At 68.9% G+C, this 18,513-nt stretch carries 18 protein-coding genes; 8 read left to right on the forward strand and 10 right to left on the reverse strand.

What is annotated here, in order from left to right; translation table 11 throughout:
* The first annotated feature begins 96 nt into the window (after positions 1-96).
* Complete coding sequence (locus ACV7NN_RS17185; protein ID WP_463350774.1) at positions 97-1,128, forward strand: aldo/keto reductase; 1,032 nt, start codon at positions 97-99, stop codon at positions 1,126-1,128.
* Positions 1,129-1,164: 36 nt separating this feature from the next.
* On the opposite strand, the gene ACV7NN_RS17190 is transcribed toward ACV7NN_RS17185, so the two are convergent.
* On the reverse strand, positions 1,165-1,764 hold the full coding sequence (locus tag ACV7NN_RS17190) for an NADPH-dependent FMN reductase (RefSeq protein WP_463350775.1): 600 nt from the start codon (positions 1,762-1,764) through the stop codon (positions 1,165-1,167).
* Between the two features lie 123 nt (positions 1,765-1,887).
* Between ACV7NN_RS17190 and ACV7NN_RS17195 the strand changes: the two genes are divergently transcribed.
* Positions 1,888-2,163, forward strand: coding sequence for a hypothetical protein (locus ACV7NN_RS17195; RefSeq protein WP_463350776.1), 276 nt, complete (start codon positions 1,888-1,890; stop codon positions 2,161-2,163).
* 74 nt (positions 2,164-2,237) lie between these two features.
* A complete protein-coding gene (locus ACV7NN_RS17200; protein WP_463350777.1) occupies positions 2,238-5,132 on the forward strand; it encodes a helix-turn-helix transcriptional regulator in 2,895 nt (964 codons plus the stop codon).
* Between the two features lie 25 nt (positions 5,133-5,157).
* Here ACV7NN_RS17200 and ACV7NN_RS17205 read toward each other — a convergent pair whose 3' ends face one another.
* The 6 genes from ACV7NN_RS17205 to ACV7NN_RS17230 form a co-directional block, all read right to left on the reverse strand.
* Positions 5,158-6,057 (reverse strand): DUF2510 domain-containing protein, encoded by a 900-nt coding sequence (locus tag ACV7NN_RS17205; protein ID WP_463350778.1) that lies wholly within the window; start codon positions 6,055-6,057, stop codon positions 5,158-5,160.
* 161 nt (positions 6,058-6,218) lie between these two features.
* Entirely contained in the window at positions 6,219-6,293 is a 75-nt protein-coding gene (locus tag ACV7NN_RS17210) for a TraR/DksA C4-type zinc finger protein (protein ID WP_463351315.1), read from the reverse strand.
* An 84-nt stretch (positions 6,294-6,377) separates the two neighbouring features.
* Positions 6,378-6,863, reverse strand: a complete 486-nt coding sequence (locus tag ACV7NN_RS17215) for a glutathione peroxidase (protein WP_463350779.1) — start codon at positions 6,861-6,863, stop codon at positions 6,378-6,380.
* A 91-nt stretch (positions 6,864-6,954) separates the two neighbouring features.
* Positions 6,955-7,347 carry a L,D-transpeptidase gene (locus ACV7NN_RS17220; RefSeq protein ID WP_463350780.1) on the reverse strand — a complete coding sequence of 131 codons (393 nt, stop codon included), beginning with the start codon at positions 7,345-7,347 and terminating at the stop codon, positions 6,955-6,957.
* Positions 7,335-7,811 carry a hypothetical protein gene (locus tag ACV7NN_RS17225; protein ID WP_463350781.1) on the reverse strand — a complete coding sequence of 159 codons (477 nt, stop codon included), beginning with the start codon at positions 7,809-7,811 and terminating at the stop codon, positions 7,335-7,337. Before ACV7NN_RS17225 ends, ACV7NN_RS17220 begins: the two co-directional genes overlap by 13 nt.
* A 97-nt stretch (positions 7,812-7,908) precedes the next feature.
* Positions 7,909-8,736: a hypothetical protein gene (locus tag ACV7NN_RS17230; protein ID WP_463350782.1), complete on the reverse strand. Its 828-nt coding sequence runs from the start codon at positions 8,734-8,736 to the stop codon at positions 7,909-7,911.
* A gap of 186 nt (positions 8,737-8,922) precedes the next feature.
* Between ACV7NN_RS17230 and ACV7NN_RS17235 the strand changes: the two genes are divergently transcribed.
* Positions 8,923-9,969 (forward strand): NADP-dependent oxidoreductase, encoded by a 1,047-nt coding sequence (locus tag ACV7NN_RS17235; RefSeq protein ID WP_463350783.1) that lies wholly within the window; start codon positions 8,923-8,925, stop codon positions 9,967-9,969.
* 10 nt (positions 9,970-9,979) lie between these two features.
* On the opposite strand, the gene ACV7NN_RS17240 is transcribed toward ACV7NN_RS17235, so the two are convergent.
* Together ACV7NN_RS17240 and ACV7NN_RS17245 are read right to left on the reverse strand one after the other, a co-directional pair.
* Positions 9,980-10,903 (reverse strand): sulfurtransferase, encoded by a 924-nt coding sequence (locus ACV7NN_RS17240; protein WP_463350784.1) that lies wholly within the window; start codon positions 10,901-10,903, stop codon positions 9,980-9,982.
* Between the two features lie 71 nt (positions 10,904-10,974).
* Positions 10,975-12,360 carry an L-serine ammonia-lyase gene (locus tag ACV7NN_RS17245; RefSeq protein ID WP_463350785.1) on the reverse strand — a complete coding sequence of 462 codons (1,386 nt, stop codon included), beginning with the start codon at positions 12,358-12,360 and terminating at the stop codon, positions 10,975-10,977.
* A gap of 127 nt (positions 12,361-12,487) precedes the next feature.
* Here ACV7NN_RS17245 and ACV7NN_RS17250 point away from each other — a divergent pair, with 127 nt between their 5' ends.
* From ACV7NN_RS17250 to ACV7NN_RS17265, 4 genes are all read left to right on the forward strand, one after another.
* Positions 12,488-12,724: a helix-turn-helix domain-containing protein gene (locus ACV7NN_RS17250; protein WP_463350786.1), complete on the forward strand. Its 237-nt coding sequence runs from the start codon at positions 12,488-12,490 to the stop codon at positions 12,722-12,724.
* The gene (locus ACV7NN_RS17255; RefSeq protein WP_463350787.1) at positions 12,717-13,190 is read left to right on the forward strand and encodes a Clp protease N-terminal domain-containing protein; all 474 of its coding nucleotides are present in this window, start codon (positions 12,717-12,719) and stop codon (positions 13,188-13,190) included. Before ACV7NN_RS17250 ends, ACV7NN_RS17255 begins: the two co-directional genes overlap by 8 nt.
* Positions 13,191-13,313: 123 nt before the next feature.
* Entirely contained in the window at positions 13,314-14,318 is a 1,005-nt protein-coding gene (locus ACV7NN_RS17260) for an ATP-binding cassette domain-containing protein (RefSeq protein ID WP_463350788.1), read from the forward strand.
* Positions 14,315-15,130 (forward strand): ABC transporter permease, encoded by an 816-nt coding sequence (locus ACV7NN_RS17265; protein WP_463350789.1) that lies wholly within the window; start codon positions 14,315-14,317, stop codon positions 15,128-15,130. The genes ACV7NN_RS17260 and ACV7NN_RS17265 overlap by 4 nt, the downstream gene beginning before the upstream one ends.
* Positions 15,131-15,181: 51 nt before the next feature.
* Here ACV7NN_RS17265 and ACV7NN_RS17270 read toward each other — a convergent pair whose 3' ends face one another.
* Positions 15,182-18,466: an ATP-binding protein gene (locus tag ACV7NN_RS17270; RefSeq protein ID WP_463350790.1), complete on the reverse strand. Its 3,285-nt coding sequence runs from the start codon at positions 18,464-18,466 to the stop codon at positions 15,182-15,184.
* Positions 18,467-18,513: the final 47 nt, after the last annotated feature.

Genomic DNA, 18,513 nt, shown 5'->3' on the forward strand with positions numbered 1-18,513 from the left:
AGGCTAGCCGTCGAGTCCGCGAAAAGTCCGCCGAATTCGAAGATTCGGCCGGACTTTTCCCGGACTCGACCACGCGTGTGGGTCTAGCGTCGAGGGATGGACTATCGAAAACTGGGAAACAGCGGGACCGTCGTATCAGATTTCGCACTGGGGACGATGACCTTCGGGGCGGAGGCCGACGAGTCGACCTCCCACGCCATCCTCGATGCGTTCGTCGATGCCGGCGGCACGTTCGTCGATACTGCAGACGTCTACAACAGGGGCGTCTCGGAGACGATGATCGGTCACTGGCTGGCCGTGCATCCGGGTGCTGCCGATCGCCTCGTCCTGGCGACGAAGGGACGCTTCCCGACCGGCGAGGGGCCGAACGACCTGGGCCTGTCCCGCACTCATCTGCGGCGCGCGCTCGAAGCATCCCTGCGCAGGCTCGGTGTCGACCACATCGACCTCTACCAGATGCACGCCTGGGATGCGGTGACACCGATCGAAGAGACGCTCCGGTTCCTCGACGATGCCGTGACCGCAGGCCACATCGGCTACTACGGGTTCTCGAACTATCTGGGCTGGCAGGTCAGCAAGGCCGCGCACGTCGCCCGCTCGAACGGATGGGCGCCCCCGGTGACCCTGCAGCCCCAGTACAACCTGCTGGTGCGCGGCATCGAGCACGAGGTGGTCCCTGCCGCGATCGATGCGGGCCTCGGACTCCTTCCGTGGTCGCCGCTCGGCGGCGGATGGCTGAGCGGCAAATACGTGCGCGACCAGGCGCCGACCGGGGCGACGCGGCTCGGCGAGAACCCGAAGCGCGGCATGGAGGCGTGGGACAAGCGCAATGCCGATCCGCGCACTTGGGATGTGATCGATGCCGTCGCACGCGTGGCTGCGGCTCACGGCGTCTCGTCGTCGCAGGTCGCACTCGCCTGGCTGCTCGGCCGGCCGGCGGTGACCTCGGTCATCCTCGGTGCACGCACCGTCGACCAGCTCGTCGACAACCTCGCGGCAGGGGAGGTGGAGCTCACCGCCGACGAGATACGGATGCTCGACGAGGTGAGCAGTCCGCGCACGGAGGACTACCCGTACGGGGTGCCGGCCGTCGAGCAGCGCAACCGCAAGCTCACCGGTGGGCGCTGACGAGCATCCGGTGCCGGCTGCGCCCGGCAGGCGCGGTCAGCTCCTGGCCGGGCTGGGCACGACGGTGAGCACCCGTTCGATGTATTCGTAGAAGGAGACCATGTAGGCGCGGAGGAACTCCTCCGTGCCCGGATCGGTGACCTCGCCCTCGGGCGTGAGGAGGCCGGGGCGCGCCGAGATGTAGGCCTCAGGAGCGTTCATCTGGGGTGCGTTCAAGAAGCTGAGGACGCTGCGGAGGCCCTGCTGGGCGACCGCTGTGCCGATTGCTCCTGGCGATGCTCCGATCACTGCGGTGGCCTTGCGCGCGATCACGTTCTCACCATACGGACGGCTCGCCCAGTCGATCGCGTTCTTGAGCGCGCCGGGGATCGAGCGGTTGTACTCGGGGGTGATGAAGAGCAGTGCGTCCTGCCGGGCGATCGCGGCTTTGAAGTCGATCACGACCTGAGGGAAGTGGCCGTCCAGGTCGCGATTGTAGAGCGGGAGATCCCGGATCACCATCTCGGTGAACTCGAGTTCGCGTGGCGCGAGACGGATGAGCGCCCTGGACAGCGCGCGGTTGATGGAGTCCTTCGCCAGGCTTCCGATGAAGTAGCCGACGGCGTACGGCGGGGTGTGCTCGATGATGGTGGCCATGATCCCAGCCTTCTCCCGGTCTGGCCTGCTGTCGAGGGATAAATAGGGCATCCTCCCGATGCCGGGCACCCGCCTTAGAAACCAGCATTGAGGTAACAGGGAAGCTGAGACAGGGGAGAGATCATGCAGTTCGCCGAAGAGTTCACCGCACACAGGCTCAACGCATACGCGGAGGCCGAGCGCGCACGTGAGATCGAGCTTCGACGCGTCATCGCCGAGCGGAAAGCTCTCGCGAAGGAGCAGCGCTCGGCCGACCGAGGGGCGCGCCGCACGACGGGCGTCGTCGCGGCGCCCGAGGCGCAGGCCTTCCCCGAGACGGTGACCGTCGAGGCCATCCTGGCATCGGCGCCGGAGGGCGGGTCCGACGCGCGCAAGGAGCTCCACGCGATGGTTCGATGACGGCGATTCCGCCCTCGGCGGAAGGGGTGGTCGCACCCCCTCCGAACGTCGGTGGCTCGTGGCACGATGAAGCTATGAAGTCACCGGCGGCGAGCCCTTCGATGATCGGCCGGGAGCCCGATCTCGAGCTGCTGCGCGACCAGCTCGCGCAGAGTTCGGAGGGTGTCCCTCGCGCCGTCATCGTCGGGGGCGAGGCCGGGATCGGCAAGACCCGCCTGCTCGACGAGTTCCGGGCCGAGGCGTCGCGTTCGGCGCTCGTCCTCACCGGGCGCAGCGTCGATCTGGGCTCAGACGGAGCCCCGTACGCTCCATTCACCGCCATCCTGCGCCAGCTCGCAGACCAGATCGGAACCGAGGCGCTTCTCGACGCCGCAGGTCCGGGTCGCAGTGTCCTCGCCGTGCTCCTTCCCGAGCTGGAGATGATCGAGGGGTTGCCTGCCCGCACCGGCGTCGAACGTCTCTACGAGCTGGTCGCCGTGCTGCTCGAGAACGTCTCGCGCGACCACCCGCTCGTCATCCTCCTCGAAGACATCCACTGGGCGGACGCCGCCACCCTCGAACTCGTGCGGTTCCTCATCCGCATGCTCGCCGGCGGCAGAATCCTGATCGTCCTCAGCTACCGCAGCGACGAGGTCCTTCGCGGGCATCCACTGCGCTCCTACCTGCCGGAGCTCGAGCGCACCAGGCGCGTCGTGCGCTGGGAGCTCGGCCGCCTCGACCGCGGTCAGGTCGCTGCGCAGTGCGAACAGATCCTCGGCTGCCCGGCCGACGCCGCCACCGTCGACAGGGTCTTCCAGCTCAGCGAGGGCGTTCCCTTCTTCGTCGAAGAACTGATCGGCATCGACCATCTCGGCACCGGCGACGATCTGCCGGAGACCCTGCGGGAGCTCCTGCTCGCGCGCTACGAGCGGCTCAGCGAGCCCACGCAGCATGTGCTGCGCCTCATCTCGGCGGGCGGCGGGTGCGTCGATCACGAACTCCTCGCCGCCGTCTTCACGGGCACGCCAGACGAACTGGATGCCGCGGCCCGCGAGGCCGTGACGGCGAACGTGCTCACCACCGACGACAGCGAGTACTCGTTCCGCCATGCGCTGGTGCGCGAAGCGATCCACGCCGACCTCCTGCCGGGGGAGCGTGCCCGATTCCACACGCGGTACGCCGAAGCGCTCGAGGCTGGGCGGGGTGGTCCGCGCTCGGCGAGCGAGATCTCCTACCACTGGATGGCGGCGCACGACGTGGGTCGCGCGTTCATCACGGCCCTCGAGGCGATGGAGGAGGCACGCGTCTCCTACGCGTACGGCGCCGCCGCGGCGATGGGCGAGCGCGCGATCGAACTGTGGGACAGGGTCGCTGACGCGGAACAGCTGGCCGGCAGAAGCCGGGTCGAGCTGCTCGCGCAGACCGCCTCGGCCCTGCGCAACGCGGGAGAGAGCGATCGTGCCCTGGCGATGGTGAACGTGGCTATCGCGGAGAGTCCGCGTGCTGCCGGGGCGCGCTACGCGCGGCTGCTCCGCGACAAGGCCCAGTACGTGGCCAACCTGAGCCGTCCCGGTTCCGCCCAGCTGCTGCAGGAGGCGCTCGCGTTGCTTCCCGACGGTTCGGACGATGAACTCCGTGCCCAGCTGCTGGGCGAGTTCGCGAGCCGCTTGATGCTCGAAGCGCGGTACGACGAAGCGATCGAGACCGCGACGCTCGCTTACGAGAAGGCGAGTGCCGGCGGGGCGACCGATCGCATGTCGATCGCAGCGACGATCCGTGGCGTCGCCAGGATCGGCAACGGTGCGATCGAACTCGGGCTCGCCGATCTCGAGAACGCGAAATCGCTGGCCGGAGACGATGGCGGGTCCCTGCTGCGCTATTTCGTGAATGCATCCGACGTGCTGAATCTTCTCGGCCGGTACGAGGACGCGATCGTGGTCGCCCAGACCGGAGCCGAGCAGGCGAGGGAACGCGGCGTCGAACGCACGTCGGGTGTGATGCTGTCGTCGAACACGGTGGAGCCCCTGCTGGCGGCCGGCCGCCTCGACACGGCCGAGTCCCTCCTCGATCCGGCCCTCGCGCTCGAGCCCCCGCCCGCCTTCCGCGTGCACCTCCAGCGCATGAAGCTCTGGCTGACGCTCTGGCGCGGTGATCCGGCACGAGCCGACGAGCTCCTGCGCGGCTGGCGCGCCGGGATGCTCGTCCAGGCCGAGCTCGAAATGCAGTCCCGCCTCGGCTTCGCGCGCGTCGCCGCGGAGACCGCCTTCGCCCGTGGCGACCTGCAGCGGGCCTGGAGCGATGCAGGGGCGATCACAGCCCCCGAACGACGAAGGATGCCCGCCTACGACCTTCCGCTCCTCGTGATCGCGGCACGCATCCTCGTGGCGTTGGCGAAAGTCGACCCGACGATCGATGCATCGGGTGAAGAGGCCCGGCTACGAGCGGTCATGGCGGAGCTCGACGACTGGCCCACCGCACCGGAATGGCGCGCGGTCTTCGAGGCCGAACTCGGTGGCGCCGCGCACGATGGTTCAGCTGTGGCGGCCTGGGAGGCGGCGAGCCGAGCGGTCGAGGTCCAGACGGCACCGGCGCACCTTCGCCCGTACACACGGTTCCGCCTCGCTCAGGCTCTCGCTGGGCGAGGAGACAGAGCGGAGGCGGAGACTGCGGCTCGGGCCGCCCGTAGCGACGGCGAGCGCCTCGGGCTCGGGCTCATCACCCGATGGGTCGACGACTTCGCAGCGCACGCCGGCCTCGACCTCGACGACATGGCCAGACGGTCACGGGCCGATGTCGATCCGGCACGACTGACCGAGCGCGAGCAGCAGGTCCTGGCGCTCATCGAGCAGGGCCTCAGCAACCGCCAGATCGGTGAACAGCTCTATATCAGCGCCAAGACGGCGAGCGTGCACGTCTCCAGCATCCTCAGAAAAGTCGGAGCGGCGTCACGTACTGAGGCGGTCTATCGCGCGGCGCACAGCGTGCGGTAGCAGCGGTCGGCCCACGCCGAGGGGGTCAGAAGCCCGGTGTGGCCGTGGCGGGCGCGTAGGAGACCCTGCCCACCGCGGAGACGCTGACAGCGATCGACTGCGTCCGGCCGACCGCGTCCGCGGCGGTGCACTGGAACGACGATCCCGGCTGGAGGCTGACGCCCGACGTCGGGCAGGTCACCGTCGCAGCGACCCCATGACTGGCGTACTCGTCGGCGATCATCGTCTCGAGCGAATGGATCTGCTGCGGCAGCACGGCCGCCTGGACGAGCGCGGGCACGCCCACGACAGCGCCGCCGACGACCACGGTGTTCGCCAGCAGGACCCACAACGGCGCCCATCCGCGGCCCGACGCACGGTGCACACGCACACCGCGGGCGATCAGGTAGGCGAGCGGGCTGAGCAGCACCCACGCCCACGACGCGCGCTTGTCGTATCCCAGTTCGAGGAGCCGGCGACGGTCCCGGACCGCAAAAGCGATCGCGAACAGCGGAACGAGGGCGACGGCTGCGAGCAGCACATACCAGCGGGCGCCGACCGCGGCGAGAACAGCGACCACGATAGCGACCGCAGCGGAGATCCAGGGAGTGAAACTCATCGCCCAGACGGCAGGGGTGCTCCAATGCGTCGGACGCAGCCAGCCCCGATCGGCGGACGTTTTCACTGTGCGGTCGATGCCGGAGGCGTGACCGCGCATCGGGATGTACTCGTTCCGGCCCGATGCCACGGGGGCCGCGGGAGCCGGATCGATCGCGGTGCTCGAGACGAACGCGGAGCGGTTTGCGGCGACCTCGGAGACCGCAGCGGGCGGCTTCTGGGTGTGTTCGGTCCAGCCCCGGCCGTTCCACCACCGCACAGCGGACGAGGACAGAGGATCTTCGTACCAGCCGGCAGCAGGAACCGTTGCCGTCATCTGTGTGCTCATCGTCTGACCTCCTCGTACGCACTACCGCTCCGGACGTTCCAGGGCGGGATACCGCGAGTCTAGGCAGGCGACGTGCTGGCACGGTTACCCCAAAGCGAGGGAACAGACGGCGTTTCGGCTACCCCAATCCGAGGGAAGGGTTCCGACGACCGGGCGGCCCTTCAGACGCCCGACGCCCGCGCGCACTCGATGCAGAGTTCGGCCGTCGGGCGGGCGTTCAGGCGATCGATTCCGATCGGCCGGCATCCGCTCGAACCGGGCGAGTGTCGGTGAGGAAAGCCCTGACGCGCGCATCGGCGTCCGTCGCTTCGTCTCCGTCGTCAGGAGACGGGAAGCGACGCCTCGATCAGCTGGAGGATCTCCGGCGCGTCGGGCTCGACCTGCGGCCGGAAACGGTGCACGTCGCCTGCGGGCGTGATGACGAACTTCTCGAAGTTCCACTTCACTTTGCCGGCCGTACCGCTCGCATCCGGCGTCTTGGTCAGCTCGGTGTAGAGCGGGTGCTGCGAACGCCCGTTCACGCGCACCTTGTCCATCATCGGGAAGGTGACGCCCCACGTCGTGGAGCAGTACTCCTTGATCGCGTCTGTCGAGCTCAACTCCTGAAGGAACTGGTTGCTCGGAAAACCGATGACGGTGAATCCCCGGTCACCGTAGGTTTCCTGCAATTTCTCGAGCTTCTCATACTGCGGAGAGAGCCCACAGCGCGAAGCCACGTTGACGACGAGGATGACCTTTCCGTCGAACGCGGCGAGCGAGGTCGGCTCGCCGTCGATGGTCGTGAGAGGAATGTCGGTGAGACTCATGATGTGAGTTTATGCATTCACTGCAAGTATTCGTACGCATGGATGCGAATGACCCAGCGAAGAGTCAGGTTCGCGCCAGCGACGCCAGGCGCTACTGGACGATGGTGACCGGCGTGCCCAGCGCGAGCTTGTTGACGGCCGCGATCCCGTCCTTCGGCAGGCGGATGCACCCGTGGGAGACAGCGCCGGTCGACACGCTCTGGTAGTGGATGCCGATGAGGCCGCCGTCCGACCCGCCGTACGGCTCATCCGCCCCTGTCGCGTGCAGGGAAGTGAGCTGGATCGGGTGCTCCGACTGGCCCTGCGCGGGGTCGAGATAGCGCGCCTGCAGATAGCCGGTGACGCCCGTCGGCGTCGGAGTCTCGGCTGTGCCGACGCCGACCGCGAAGGTCTGGAGCGTCGTGCCTTTCGAATCCGTGATCGTCAGGGTCTGCTTCGACGCGGACACGACGATGCGCTTCGGGATGCCGTTCAGCGGACGCAACGAAGACGTCGGGAGCCACGCGGCCGTCTGGGCAGGAGCGACGGTGCCCGAAGGGGCTGCGGAGGGAGGACCTGCCGGCTCGGGGTGAGAACGAGCGACCACGAACCCTCGGTCTTCACCGGTACGACCACGGTGTCGCGCTCCAGGAAGTTCGCGGCGGGGATGCGCGCGACGGGAGTGCGCCGGTCCGCGCCGTAGACGGGGGTGTCGAAGGCCAGAGTGAATGCGGACGTGAAGGACGCGTCCGCCGGCGCAGGTATGAGGTCGGGAATGACGGCGTCATAGGTCGCAGCGGGGAGTGCCGCGATCTGCGAGGTCGAGAGAGCGGCCGGAAGCGCAGGGCCGGCGGTCCGTGCCGGAGTCGAGACGGCCGTGGTGGGCGTGCCGGTCGTGGTACCCGAGCACGCGGTCAGGGCGCCCACGATGAGGAGGACGGCGGCTGCGGAGAGGCTGGTGCGGTTCATCGTGGTTCCTGGGTTCGGGGACGGGAGGTCGAGACGCCGCGAGGGTGGGCCCGGCGCGATACCGGACCCACCCACGCGGAGCGGATCGTGCAGTTGGTCAGCCGCTGACGACGGGCAGCTTCGACGCGGCCTTGGCCGGCGCGGTCGACCCGCCGCCGAGGCTGGGCGCCTGCGTGCTGTTTCCGGCGCTCCCGTCGTTGCCCGCGCTTTCGCCGTTGCCGGCATCCGGACCGGTCACCGTGATGGTGATCGTCTCGACGTGCTTGCTGTCCTCGCCCGTGAAGGTGAAGACGATGGTGCCGGCCTTGGCGATCCCCATCAGCCAGAGCTTCCTCGTGAGCGAGCCATCGCGCGCGGCGGTGCCACCGATCGACGCGGCGCTGATGGGGACCCCGTTGTAGACAGCGGTTCCGGTGACGGTCTCATGGGGCGTGAAGCCCGCGGCGGTGATGGTGACGCCGACGTCGGGGTTGGCGAGGTCGACCGTGCTGATGGTGTCGGTGTTCGACGTGATACCTGCAGGTGCGAGGATCGTCAGCTCGACACTGCTCACAGTGAAGCCCTGCGCGGTTGTTGCCGCAACCACGACGTCTGAGCCGGCGGCTGGGAGGGCCGGAGCGATCTCGGGTGTCACGTCGAGCGAGAACGTGCCGTTTCCGTCGGTGGCGACGTCCTCGCTGGCGTACTCCGCGGACACGGCGGTGCCGTCGGTCTCGGAGACAGTGATCGTGACTGACGAGTCGGACTCGAAGCCCTCGCCGGTGATTGCGAGCCCAGTGCCCCAGTCGCCTGCGGTGAAGGTCGGGTTGCTGACCGTGATGGTCGGGATGGTCACCGCGCTCGCGGGCGCGGCTGCGAACAGCCCTGCGGTTACGACGGCGACACCGGCGAGTGCGCCGATTCGATTACGTGCAGAAGTTGTCATGAATTTCCTCTGTTTGTGATGGGTTTCCTGAACAGGACCCGATCCACCGTATGGCATCCGAAACTCCGGATACAAACTTCACATTTCAGAAAGAAATCCAAAATGTCAGACGTTTGCTACGCAGAGTGATCGGCCAGGGTGGAGGATTGTGACGGACGATCCACCACCGGATACGAGGAGCCCCCCATGACGCATACCGACGACCCCGCGGCGCAGGCCGACCAGACCGCACTGAGCCACCAGTGGCAGCTGGTGCGACGACCCGTCAGCTGGCCCGTCGACGACGACTTCCGGTTCGTCACGGTCGAGCTCCCCGGCCTCGCCGACGACGAGATCCGGGTGCGCAACGAGTTCGTCTCGGTCGACCCGTACATGCGCGGCCGGATGAACGACGTCAAGTCGTATTCGCCTCCGTACCCGCTCGGCGAGACCATGGTGGGCGGGGCTGTCGGCCGCGTCATCGCCTCCCGTTCGGCGCACCACGCTGTCGGCGACCTCGTGCAGCACTTCCAGGGTTGGCGCGACGTCGCCCAGGGTCCGGCAGCCCACTTCCGCACCGTCGCAGAGGTACCCGGGGTGCCCTCGTCGGCGTATCTCAGCGCCATCGGCATGACGAGTCTCACCGCATGGGTCGGGCTGCTCGTTATCGCCGAGATGCGACCGGGCGACACGGTGTTCGTGTCCGGTGCGGCGGGGGCGGTCGGCTCGGCGGTCGGGCAGATCGCCCGGCTGCGGGGTGCTGCCCGGGTGATCGGCAGTGCCGGATCGGATGAGAAGGTCGCCATGCTCACCGAGCGCTACGGCTTCGACGCAGCCTTCAACTACCGCAACGGCCACATCTCACGGCAGTTGCAGGCGGCCGCTCCGGACGGTATCGACGTCTATTTCGACAACGTCGGGGGCGAGCACCTCGAAGCCGCGATCTTCGCGTTCAAGGATGGCGGCCGGGCCGCTCTCTGCGGCGCCATCTCCGGCTACAACGCCGAGACCGCCGAGCCTGGTCCACGCAACCTGTCGATGATCACCACCAAGGGGCTGACCCTGCGCGGATTCACGATCGGCAACTACCAGCACCACGCGGCCGATTTCGCCGCTGAGATCGCACCGAAGGTCGCGTCGGGAGAGATCGTCTACGACGAGACCGTCGTCGACGGCATCGAGAATGCGCTCGAGGCGTTCTTCGGCCTGATGCGCGGCGAGAACACGGGCAAGATGGTCGTGCGGATCGACTGAGGGCGGGAGGTCAGGCGGCGACCTGCGCCAGCGGGGCGTCCTCGTCGTCGGCCCACTCGTTGAGCGAGCCGTCATAGAGCGCGACGTCCGTCCGCCCCAGCAGCGCGAGAACGAGCGCATCGGCGGATGCGGCGATGCCGCCGGCGCAATAGGTGACGATCGGGTCGGGAGAGGCGAGCACATCCGCGAAGATCGTGCGCAGGGCCTCGAGAGGCAGCAGCGCGTTCGTCTCGCGCGAGACGAGGCGGCCGGCGGGGGCGCTCACGCTTCCCGGAATGTGGCCGAGGCGACCGCGCTGCCCGGCCTCGCCGGCGAACTCCTTCGGCGGGACGGCGCAGACCAGTGTGGCCTTCTCCTCCCCGTCGACGACCGCTTCTACGAAGGATTTCTCCACCCAGTGACCCGGGCGTTCCGCCGTGGCGAAGCCACCGACGGTGCGTGACTCGACGTGGCCGGTGTCGATGGCTCGCCCTTCGGCCTTCCACTTGGTCAATCCGCCGTCGAGGATGGCGACACGGTCGTAACCGAACGCGCGGAACAGCCACCAGATGCGGGAGGCCCAGGTTCCGACGGCCGTGTCGTAGACGATCACGGTCGTCTGGTTGTCGACGCCGACGGAGGCGGCGGCTTCGGCGAACAGGTCGGCGGACGGGCGGCTGAAGGGGTAGGCGCCCTCGGGGTCGCTGAAGATCTCGAGGAGGTCCGCGAACACCGCACCGGGGATGTGGCCGTCCACGAGGTACTGGTCGAGGCCGCTCAGCCAGGCCAGGCCACCGTGCGGGTGGGGGACCTGCAGCACCGTCGCATCCAGGATGACGAGGCCGTCGGAGCCGAGGTGATCGGCGAGCCACTGGGTCGACACGGTCGGCCCGTCGAGGGCGGCACCGACGATCGGCGCGGTCGTTTCGGCGGAGGATGCGGATGAACTGGTCACGGCCTCAACGTTAGCCAGTGCGGTCGTGAGGTGCTCTCACGCCTGCAACACGTCGTAATGCGGTGGCAGGGTCAGCACTCGATGACGTTGACCGCGAGACCGCCTTCGCTCGTCTCCTTGTATTTGGTGGACATATCCAGCCCGGTCTGGCGCATCGTCTCGATCACCGTGTCGAGCGAGACCAGGTGCGTGCCGTCTCCGTGGAGGGCGAGGCGCGCTGCCGACACGGCGGTCGACGACGCGATGGCGTTGCGTTCGATGCACGGGATTTGCACCAGACCGCCGACCGGGTCGCAGGTGAGCCCGAGGTGGTGCTCCATCGCGATCTCCGCGGCGTTCTCGACCTGGCGCGGCGTCCCTCCGAGCACCGCGCAGAGCGCACCGGCGGCCATTGCGCAGGCGGAGCCGACTTCGGCCTGGCATCCGCCCTCGGCACCGGAGATCGATGCGTTCGCCTTGAAGAGCGACCCGATCGCGGTGGCGGTCAGCAGGTACCTGCGGATGCCGTCCTGGGATGCTCCGGGGACGAACCGCATGTAGTAATGGGCCACCGCAGGAACGATGCCTGCAGCACCGTTCGTCGGTGCGGTCACGACGCGGCCGCCGGATGCGTTCTCCTCGTTCACCGCGAGCGCGAAGGCGTGGAGCCACTCGATGGACGTGTCGCGCTGCGGGACGAGATCGGCGGCCTCGAGGTGTTCACGCAGGGCTGCGGCGCGTCGACGCACGCCGAGTCCGCCCGGGAGGGTGCCGCCGCCGGCGAGCCCGTTCGCCACGCAGTCGGCCATGGCCGACCAGATCAGGTCGAGGCGTTCGATGGTCTGCTGTTCGCCGTGGAGCGCGAACTCGTTGAGCCGAGCGACCTCGCAGATCGGGATCTCGAGGTCGTCGCAGATCCCGATGAGCTGTGCGGACGTGTGGTACGGCAGTGGATGCGCGGCGCGCGCGGCCAGTTCGGCCTCTTCGCCATCGCGCCGGATGAAGCCGCCGCCGATGGAGTAGTAGGTCTCCTCGACGAGGGGGAGCACGTCCGTCGTCCCATCCGGCCCCTGGCCCCACGCGCTCAGGGTGAGTGCGTTGGGGTGACCGGGCAGGCGGGTCCGCGGCTCGAACGAGATGTCGTCCTTGGAGATGGGGATGCGGTGGGTGCCGGCGAGCAGGATCGTCGAGTCTGCTCCGAGCGCTGCCCAGGAGCCGCGGACCTCCGCCGGGTCGCAGGTCTCCGGCGCGACATCGGCGAGGCCCGCGACGATCGCGTCTGGCGTTCCGTGGCCGATTCCCGTCGCGCCGAGGGAGCCGTAGAGCGTGCAGGTGACGTGGCTCACCTGGTCGAGGATCCCGACGTCGGCCAGTCCGGCGGCGAAGGCACGGGCCGCGCGCATCGGGCCGACGGTGTGGGAACTCGACGGGCCGATGCCGATCGAGAAGAGGTCGAAGGCCGAGACGTACGCTGTCACATTTCCAGTCTACGTTCCCGTTCGCGCACGATTCGTGCGCGGATGAGCAGGTGCGCGCACGAATGCGGCGTGACCCGAATAAGCAACTGAGGTTGACAAATTCCGATTAGCAACCTAAGTTGCTTGTATGCCTCCCATCACACCGGAACCCGTCGGGGGAGTCGCGGACGGACTGGCCTCGGTCGTCGCACTCCGCGAACTCGCCGACCGGCTCGAAGACGCCGAAGTCGAACGCGCCCTGCGCGAAGGCTGGTCGTGGACCCAGGTCGCCGAAGCGCTCGGGGTGTCGCGGCAGGCGGTCCACAAGAAGCACCTGCGCCGCATCGCCGACGCAGGCATCGACCTCAGGAGACGAAATGGATGAGACCTCCTTCCCGCGGACCCTCCGGCCCATCATCGCCCGCGCTGTGAGCGAAGCGCAGCGACGCGGTGACAGCGCTGTCGAGGCGGAGCACCTGCTCCTCGCGCTCGCCGACGACAGCGAGAGGGAGCCGGCCGCCACGCTCGCCGCGGCCGGCCTCGACCACGCCGGCGTCATCCGGATCCTGCGTGCCGAGCGCGCCGCCAGCCTCGCGGCGGCGGGCGTCGCACCGGTTGTGGATGAACGGCTCGTCTCGACCGTGCGCGTCACCCGCCCCCGCTGGGGCGCATCCGCCCGGCAGACGCTGGTCGCGGCATCCCATCGGCGGGCGGGCGCGGATCGCCAGCGGCGCATGGCCGAGAAGGACCTCGCCGTCGCCCTCCTCGACCTGCCGCTCGGCACGGTTCCGCGAGCGCTCGTCCTGGCCGGGATCGACAGGCAGGCGCTCGTCGAGGCCTTGTCCGACTGACCTGCCCGGGCATCCGGAACCCCCTTTCACGCTTCAGTCCGCCCTGTAAGCGGTGCGTAAGCCGCGTGTAAGCGGGCTGCCCCACCATGGACATCGCACCACGAATCCACAGAAAGGTTCTTCATGACCACCAGCTCAGACTGGGCCGTCGAAGCCCACGGGCTCGTCAAGGTCTTCGGCGACAACCGAGCAGTCGACGGCGTCGACCTCAGCGTCCGCGCCGGAACCGTCTACGGCGTGCTCGGCCCGAACGGCGCAGGCAAGACGACGACCATCAGCATGCTCGCCACCCTGCTCAAGCCCGACGGCGGAACGGCGACCATCTTCGGCCACGACGTGCGCCGCGAGCAGCAGGTCGTCCGTCAGCTCATCGGCGTGACCGCGCAGTTCGCGTCCGTCGACGAGCGGCTCTCTGCCACCGAGAACCTCGTCATCTTCTCCCGGCTCCTCGGCCTCAGCCGCTCGGACGCGAAGCGCAAGAGCGCGGAGCTGCTCGAAGAGTTCGGGCTGACCGACGCCGCGAAGCGCCCGCTGAGCAAGTTCTCCGGCGGGATGCGCCGCCGGCTCGACCTGGCGGCCAGCCTCATCGCGCAGCCGCCGCTCATCTTCCTCGACGAGCCGACCACCGGCCTCGACCCGCGGACGCGCGCACAGATGTGGGACACCATCCGTCGCCTGGTCGCGACCGGCTCGACGGTGCTGCTCACCACGCAGTACCTCGATGAGGCGGACCAGCTCGCCGACCGGATCGCAGTGATCGACCGTGGCCGGGTGGTCGCCGAGGGAACCTCGGACGAGTTGAAGGCCTCCGTGGGCGAATCGTCGCTGCAGCTGCGCCTCGCCGACCCCGGCGACATCGAGGATGCGCGCCGCGCGATCACCGCCGTGCTCGGCGTCGACACGATCGTCTCGCCCGAGGGCACCCGTGTCACAGCCCCGATGCGCAACCCGGACACCGTGGCGGACCTGCTGGTGACCTTCCGCGAGGCGGGCATCCACCTGACCGAGCTCTCGGTGCAGAAGCCCACGCTCGATGAGGTGTTCCTGACGCTGACGGGCCACGGTGTCGACGACGAGAAGACCGGCTCCGACGAGGACGCCGCCGAAGCAGAGAGAGTCGACGCATGAGCGCGATCACCATCACCCCGCCGTCGGAGCGGAACCTCCGCAATCATGTGGGCGTGCGGCAGTCGTTCGCGAACTCGTTCACGATGGCGTACCGCGGTGTGCTCAAGATCAAGCGGACGCCCGAACAGCTGTTCGACGTCACGCTGCAGCCGATCATCTTCACCGTGATGTTCGCCTACCTCTTCGGCGGCGCGATCGCCGGAGACGTGCAGAATTACCTGCCGGCGCTCATCCCCGGCATCCTCGTGCAGACCGTGATCACGACCTCGGTCGTCACCGGCGTGCAGTTGCGCGAAGACATGGACAAGGGCGTGTTCGACCGCTTCAAGTCGCTGCCGATCGCGCGGATCGCACCGCTTGCCGGCGCGTTGTTGGCCGACACCATCCGCTATGCGATCGCGACGACGATCACCTTCTCGGTCGGCTACCTCATGGGCTACCACCCCAAAGCGGGCTTCGGTTTCGTCGTCCTCGCCGGGATGCTCGTGATCGTCTCATCATGGGCGATCAGCTGGATCTTCGCCTTCTTCGGCGTCATCGCCCGCACGGCGAGTTCGGTCCAGGGCATCTCGTTCCTGATCCTGTTCCCGCTGACGTTCCTCTCGAACGCGTTCGTCCCGGTCGACACGCTGCCGGACATTCTGCAGTGGTTCGTCAACATCAACCCGGTATCGCACCTGGTCACCGCGGTCCGCGATCTGGCGAACAACGGGACCTTCGGGGCCGACGGCTGGTGGGCGCTCCTCGGCGCGGCTGTGATCGTGCTGGTGTTCGCGCCACTCACCGTGCGCGCCTACATGCGCAAGGCCTGACCGACCGGGCAGGTTCAGCCGAGCCGGGCGGGCCCGGGCGAGCGGCCGAGGCTAGCCCAGCAGCTCGACCACGCGGGCGACGGCCTCGTCGCGAGTGAGGGATGCGGCGGATGACAACGCGGTTTCGACCGCCTCGTCACCCCACGCATCCCTCAGCTCGCGTTCGAGGGTGGCTCGTTCCAGCGACCGGAGGTCCTGTCGCGAGTTGAGCCGTGCCGCAAGGCCGAACAGTTCGAGGCCGGTCGCGACATCGCGGGGTCCGGGCTCGGAGTCGCCGCGCTCCCAGACGTACCATGCAGCGAGGCCCGCGACGCTGGCTCCCAACACCGGTTTGTCGACAAACGAGGGCTGCGCGCGCAGGTGCGCCAGCGTGCGCGCCCGGAGCCCCGTAGCCAGCCTGTCGACCCGGTCGTGGTTGCCGGACCCCATCCGGATGTGGGCGAGGATGGCGGCGGCGGCGACGATGTTGAGCCACGGCGCGGGAGCGGGTCCCGCAGAAGTGAACACGTCCACGGCATCCGCGTAGCGCGCCAGGCCGGCCTCGACGTTGCCGGTGACGAGATCGATCTCGGCGAGACCGCTGTGCCCGATCGCCCGCAGGTCGAGGAAGTCGAAGCCGAGCGCCTCCTCGTCCTCGGTCGCGAGGTGGGCGAAGATGCGGCGTGCGCGCTCGATGTCGCCCGTCGCGACCGAGCTCGTCGCGATCATCCATTCCAGCTGGCGCAGGTCGCTGTCGGCCCGCAACGCTGCGAAGCCGGCCATCGCCCGCGTGCCCCACTCCATCGCCTCGACGTGGTTCGCCAGCTGGCTGTGGAGGTGGGTGAGCGCCTGGGCCGCTGTCGCCTGGGTCCACGTGTCCTCGAGCTGCACTGCGAGCTCGTAGCCGCGCGAGGCCTCGGCGATCGATTCGTCGAGCTCGCCCGCGTTCTCCTTGAACTGGGCCGAGATCAGGTTGCCCATCGCCGCTGTATCTGGGTCTGAGGACGCCTTGTACTCGGTGAGGAGCGCGACGCCCTCGGCCGGACGTGTTGCAGCCATGATGAGGTTGGTGAGCGACTCGAGACGTCCGTCGGGGAGGACGATGCCGCGTTTGACCTGCCTGAGGCGGGCCAGGGCGCGGCCCGCGATGTGCGCATCCATATAGAGGAAGGTCGCCCCGATGACGGCGTACGTCGCCGCCGTCTCCGAGCGCTCGTCCGGGCCGGGGATGTACCCGCGCAGCGCATCCACGACCGGACCGCCGAAGGCGAGCACCTCCGAATGGGCGCTCCGCAGCGACCAGTAGTAGGCGAGGGCCGCGAAGACGGAGGCGACGACGTCGGGGCGCGGTTCGTCGAGCGCGGAACGCAGCACGGCGACGAGGTTGTCCTGCTCGGCGGTGACGAGCTGGAACCGGTGGACCTGCTCCGCCCCGTGCAGGTGCGCGAGCGCGTCGCGGCAGAACGCCCTGGCCCACCGATACATCCCGTCGCGCACCAGCTCGGCCTCACCCGCCTCTGTCAGGGCGAGGTCGCCGAATTCGCGAACCGTCTCGAGCATCCGGTAGCGCAGGATGCCCGTCGCGGCATCCTCGGCGACCGAGACGAGGGACTGGCCGACGAGCGCATCGAGGTCGTCGAGGATATCGGGGCTCGCCGAGTCGGCGACGGTCTCGGCCGCCTCCGAGCTGAACCCGTCGGGGAATCGCGACAGCCTGCGCAGGAGCACGCGCTGCGAGGTCGTCAGCAGGTTCCAGCTCCAGTCGATGACCGCCAGCAGTGTCCGGTGCCGTTCGGGTGCGGTGCGCTCGCCGCCGGTCAGCAGGGTGAACCGGTTCTCGAGGCGGCGCTCGACCTCCTCCACGGACATCGACCGGATGCGCGCTGCGGCCAGCTCGATGGCCAGAGGCAGTCCGTCGAGCCGGTCGCAGAGGCGCACGACGACGTCGAGCGGAAGGACCGCAGAAGGCCGGGCCGCACGCGCGCGCTCGACGAACAGGGCGACCGCCGGCCCGTATGACGAGGCGTCGGCCGGGACCGGGATCGAGGGCACGAGTTCGGTGGGGGAGATGCCGCTGGAGAGGGAGTCGAGCGGGTAGACCCGTTCTGCGCTGATCGCGAGAGGCGCGCGACTCGTCGCGAGGACGCGCACGTTGGCCGTCGACTCGAGGATGTCCGAGATCCAGAACGCCGCCGCGTCGATGATGTGCTCGCAGTTGTCGACGATGAGGAGCGTCTCGCGCTCCCCGAGCTGGCCGAGGATGCGCGTGCGCAGGTCCATGTGCGCCGCCGGATCGGCCGACCCCGGTCGCGTCGTGCGCGCCTCCCTGATGCCCAGCGTCGAGGCGAGCGCGAGGCCGACGTCGTCGCCGGTGCGCACGCTGGCGAGTTCGAGCATGACGACCGCAGGCGTCAGGACCGCGCGGGCGCCGATCTCCTGTGCGAGGCGCGTCTTGCCGAGGCCGCCGACGCCGAGGATGGTCGTCAGGCGCCCGGTGGCGACGAGGTCTTCGACGGCCTGCAGGTCGTATTCGCGGCCGATGAGTGCGTTGGGTGCGGCGCGGAGCCCGATCCGGACGGGGCCGGATTCGGCGGGTGCGGTCGGCGTCTCTTCGACCAGGAGCGCTGCGTTGAGAGCCACGAGTTCGGGACCGGGTCGCGCGCCGAGCGTCTCGCGCAGCCGCGTGCGGAAGTCGTCGAATGCGCGGAGCGCGTCGTTGCGTCGACCCGCGGCATCGAGCGCCAGCAGGAGTTCCCGCTGGAGCGTCTCGTCCAGCGGGGATGCGTGGAGGAGCGGTTCGAGGTCGGCGAGGGCGGCGGTGGTGTCGCCCTCGATCCGGCGGGCACGTGCGCGGAGGAGGAGGAGCTCGGCCTTGAGCGCGCCCGCAGCGCGCTCCAGTTCAGACGCGAGCGGGGTCTCCCCGAGCTCGGAGCCGGGTTCGCCGCGCCACAACGCCAGTGCGCGTGTTGCATCGTTCGCGGCGCGCGCTGGATCGTTCTCGAGTGCGGCGGCCTTCGCCCGGTCGAGGAGGGCGCGCGCCAGACCGAGGTCGGTGTGCTCCGGGGGCAGGGCGAGGGCGTAGCCGCCTGCGGTGGACTCGAGGATGCCGTCCGCGCTGGCTGTGCGGACGCGCGAGACGAGAGTCTGCAGTGCGGCGCGTTCCTGACGCGGTGGCGCGTCATCCCAGAGGTCCTCGACGAGCATGGGGACGCTGACCGAGCCGTGCGCCAGTACGAGCGACACGATGAGGCTCTTGCCCAGCGTGCCGGTGGGCTCGGCGAGCGTGCCGGAACGATCCTCGACCAGTACAGGGCCGAGGACGGCGACACGGGGTCGCGGCCGGTTCGAGGAGTCCACTCGCCGAGTTTAGCGAGCGGACGGGACACGAATCGGACCGTGCCCGG

The sequence above is a fragment of the Leifsonia sp. Ger2509 genome, assembly GCF_055231915.1.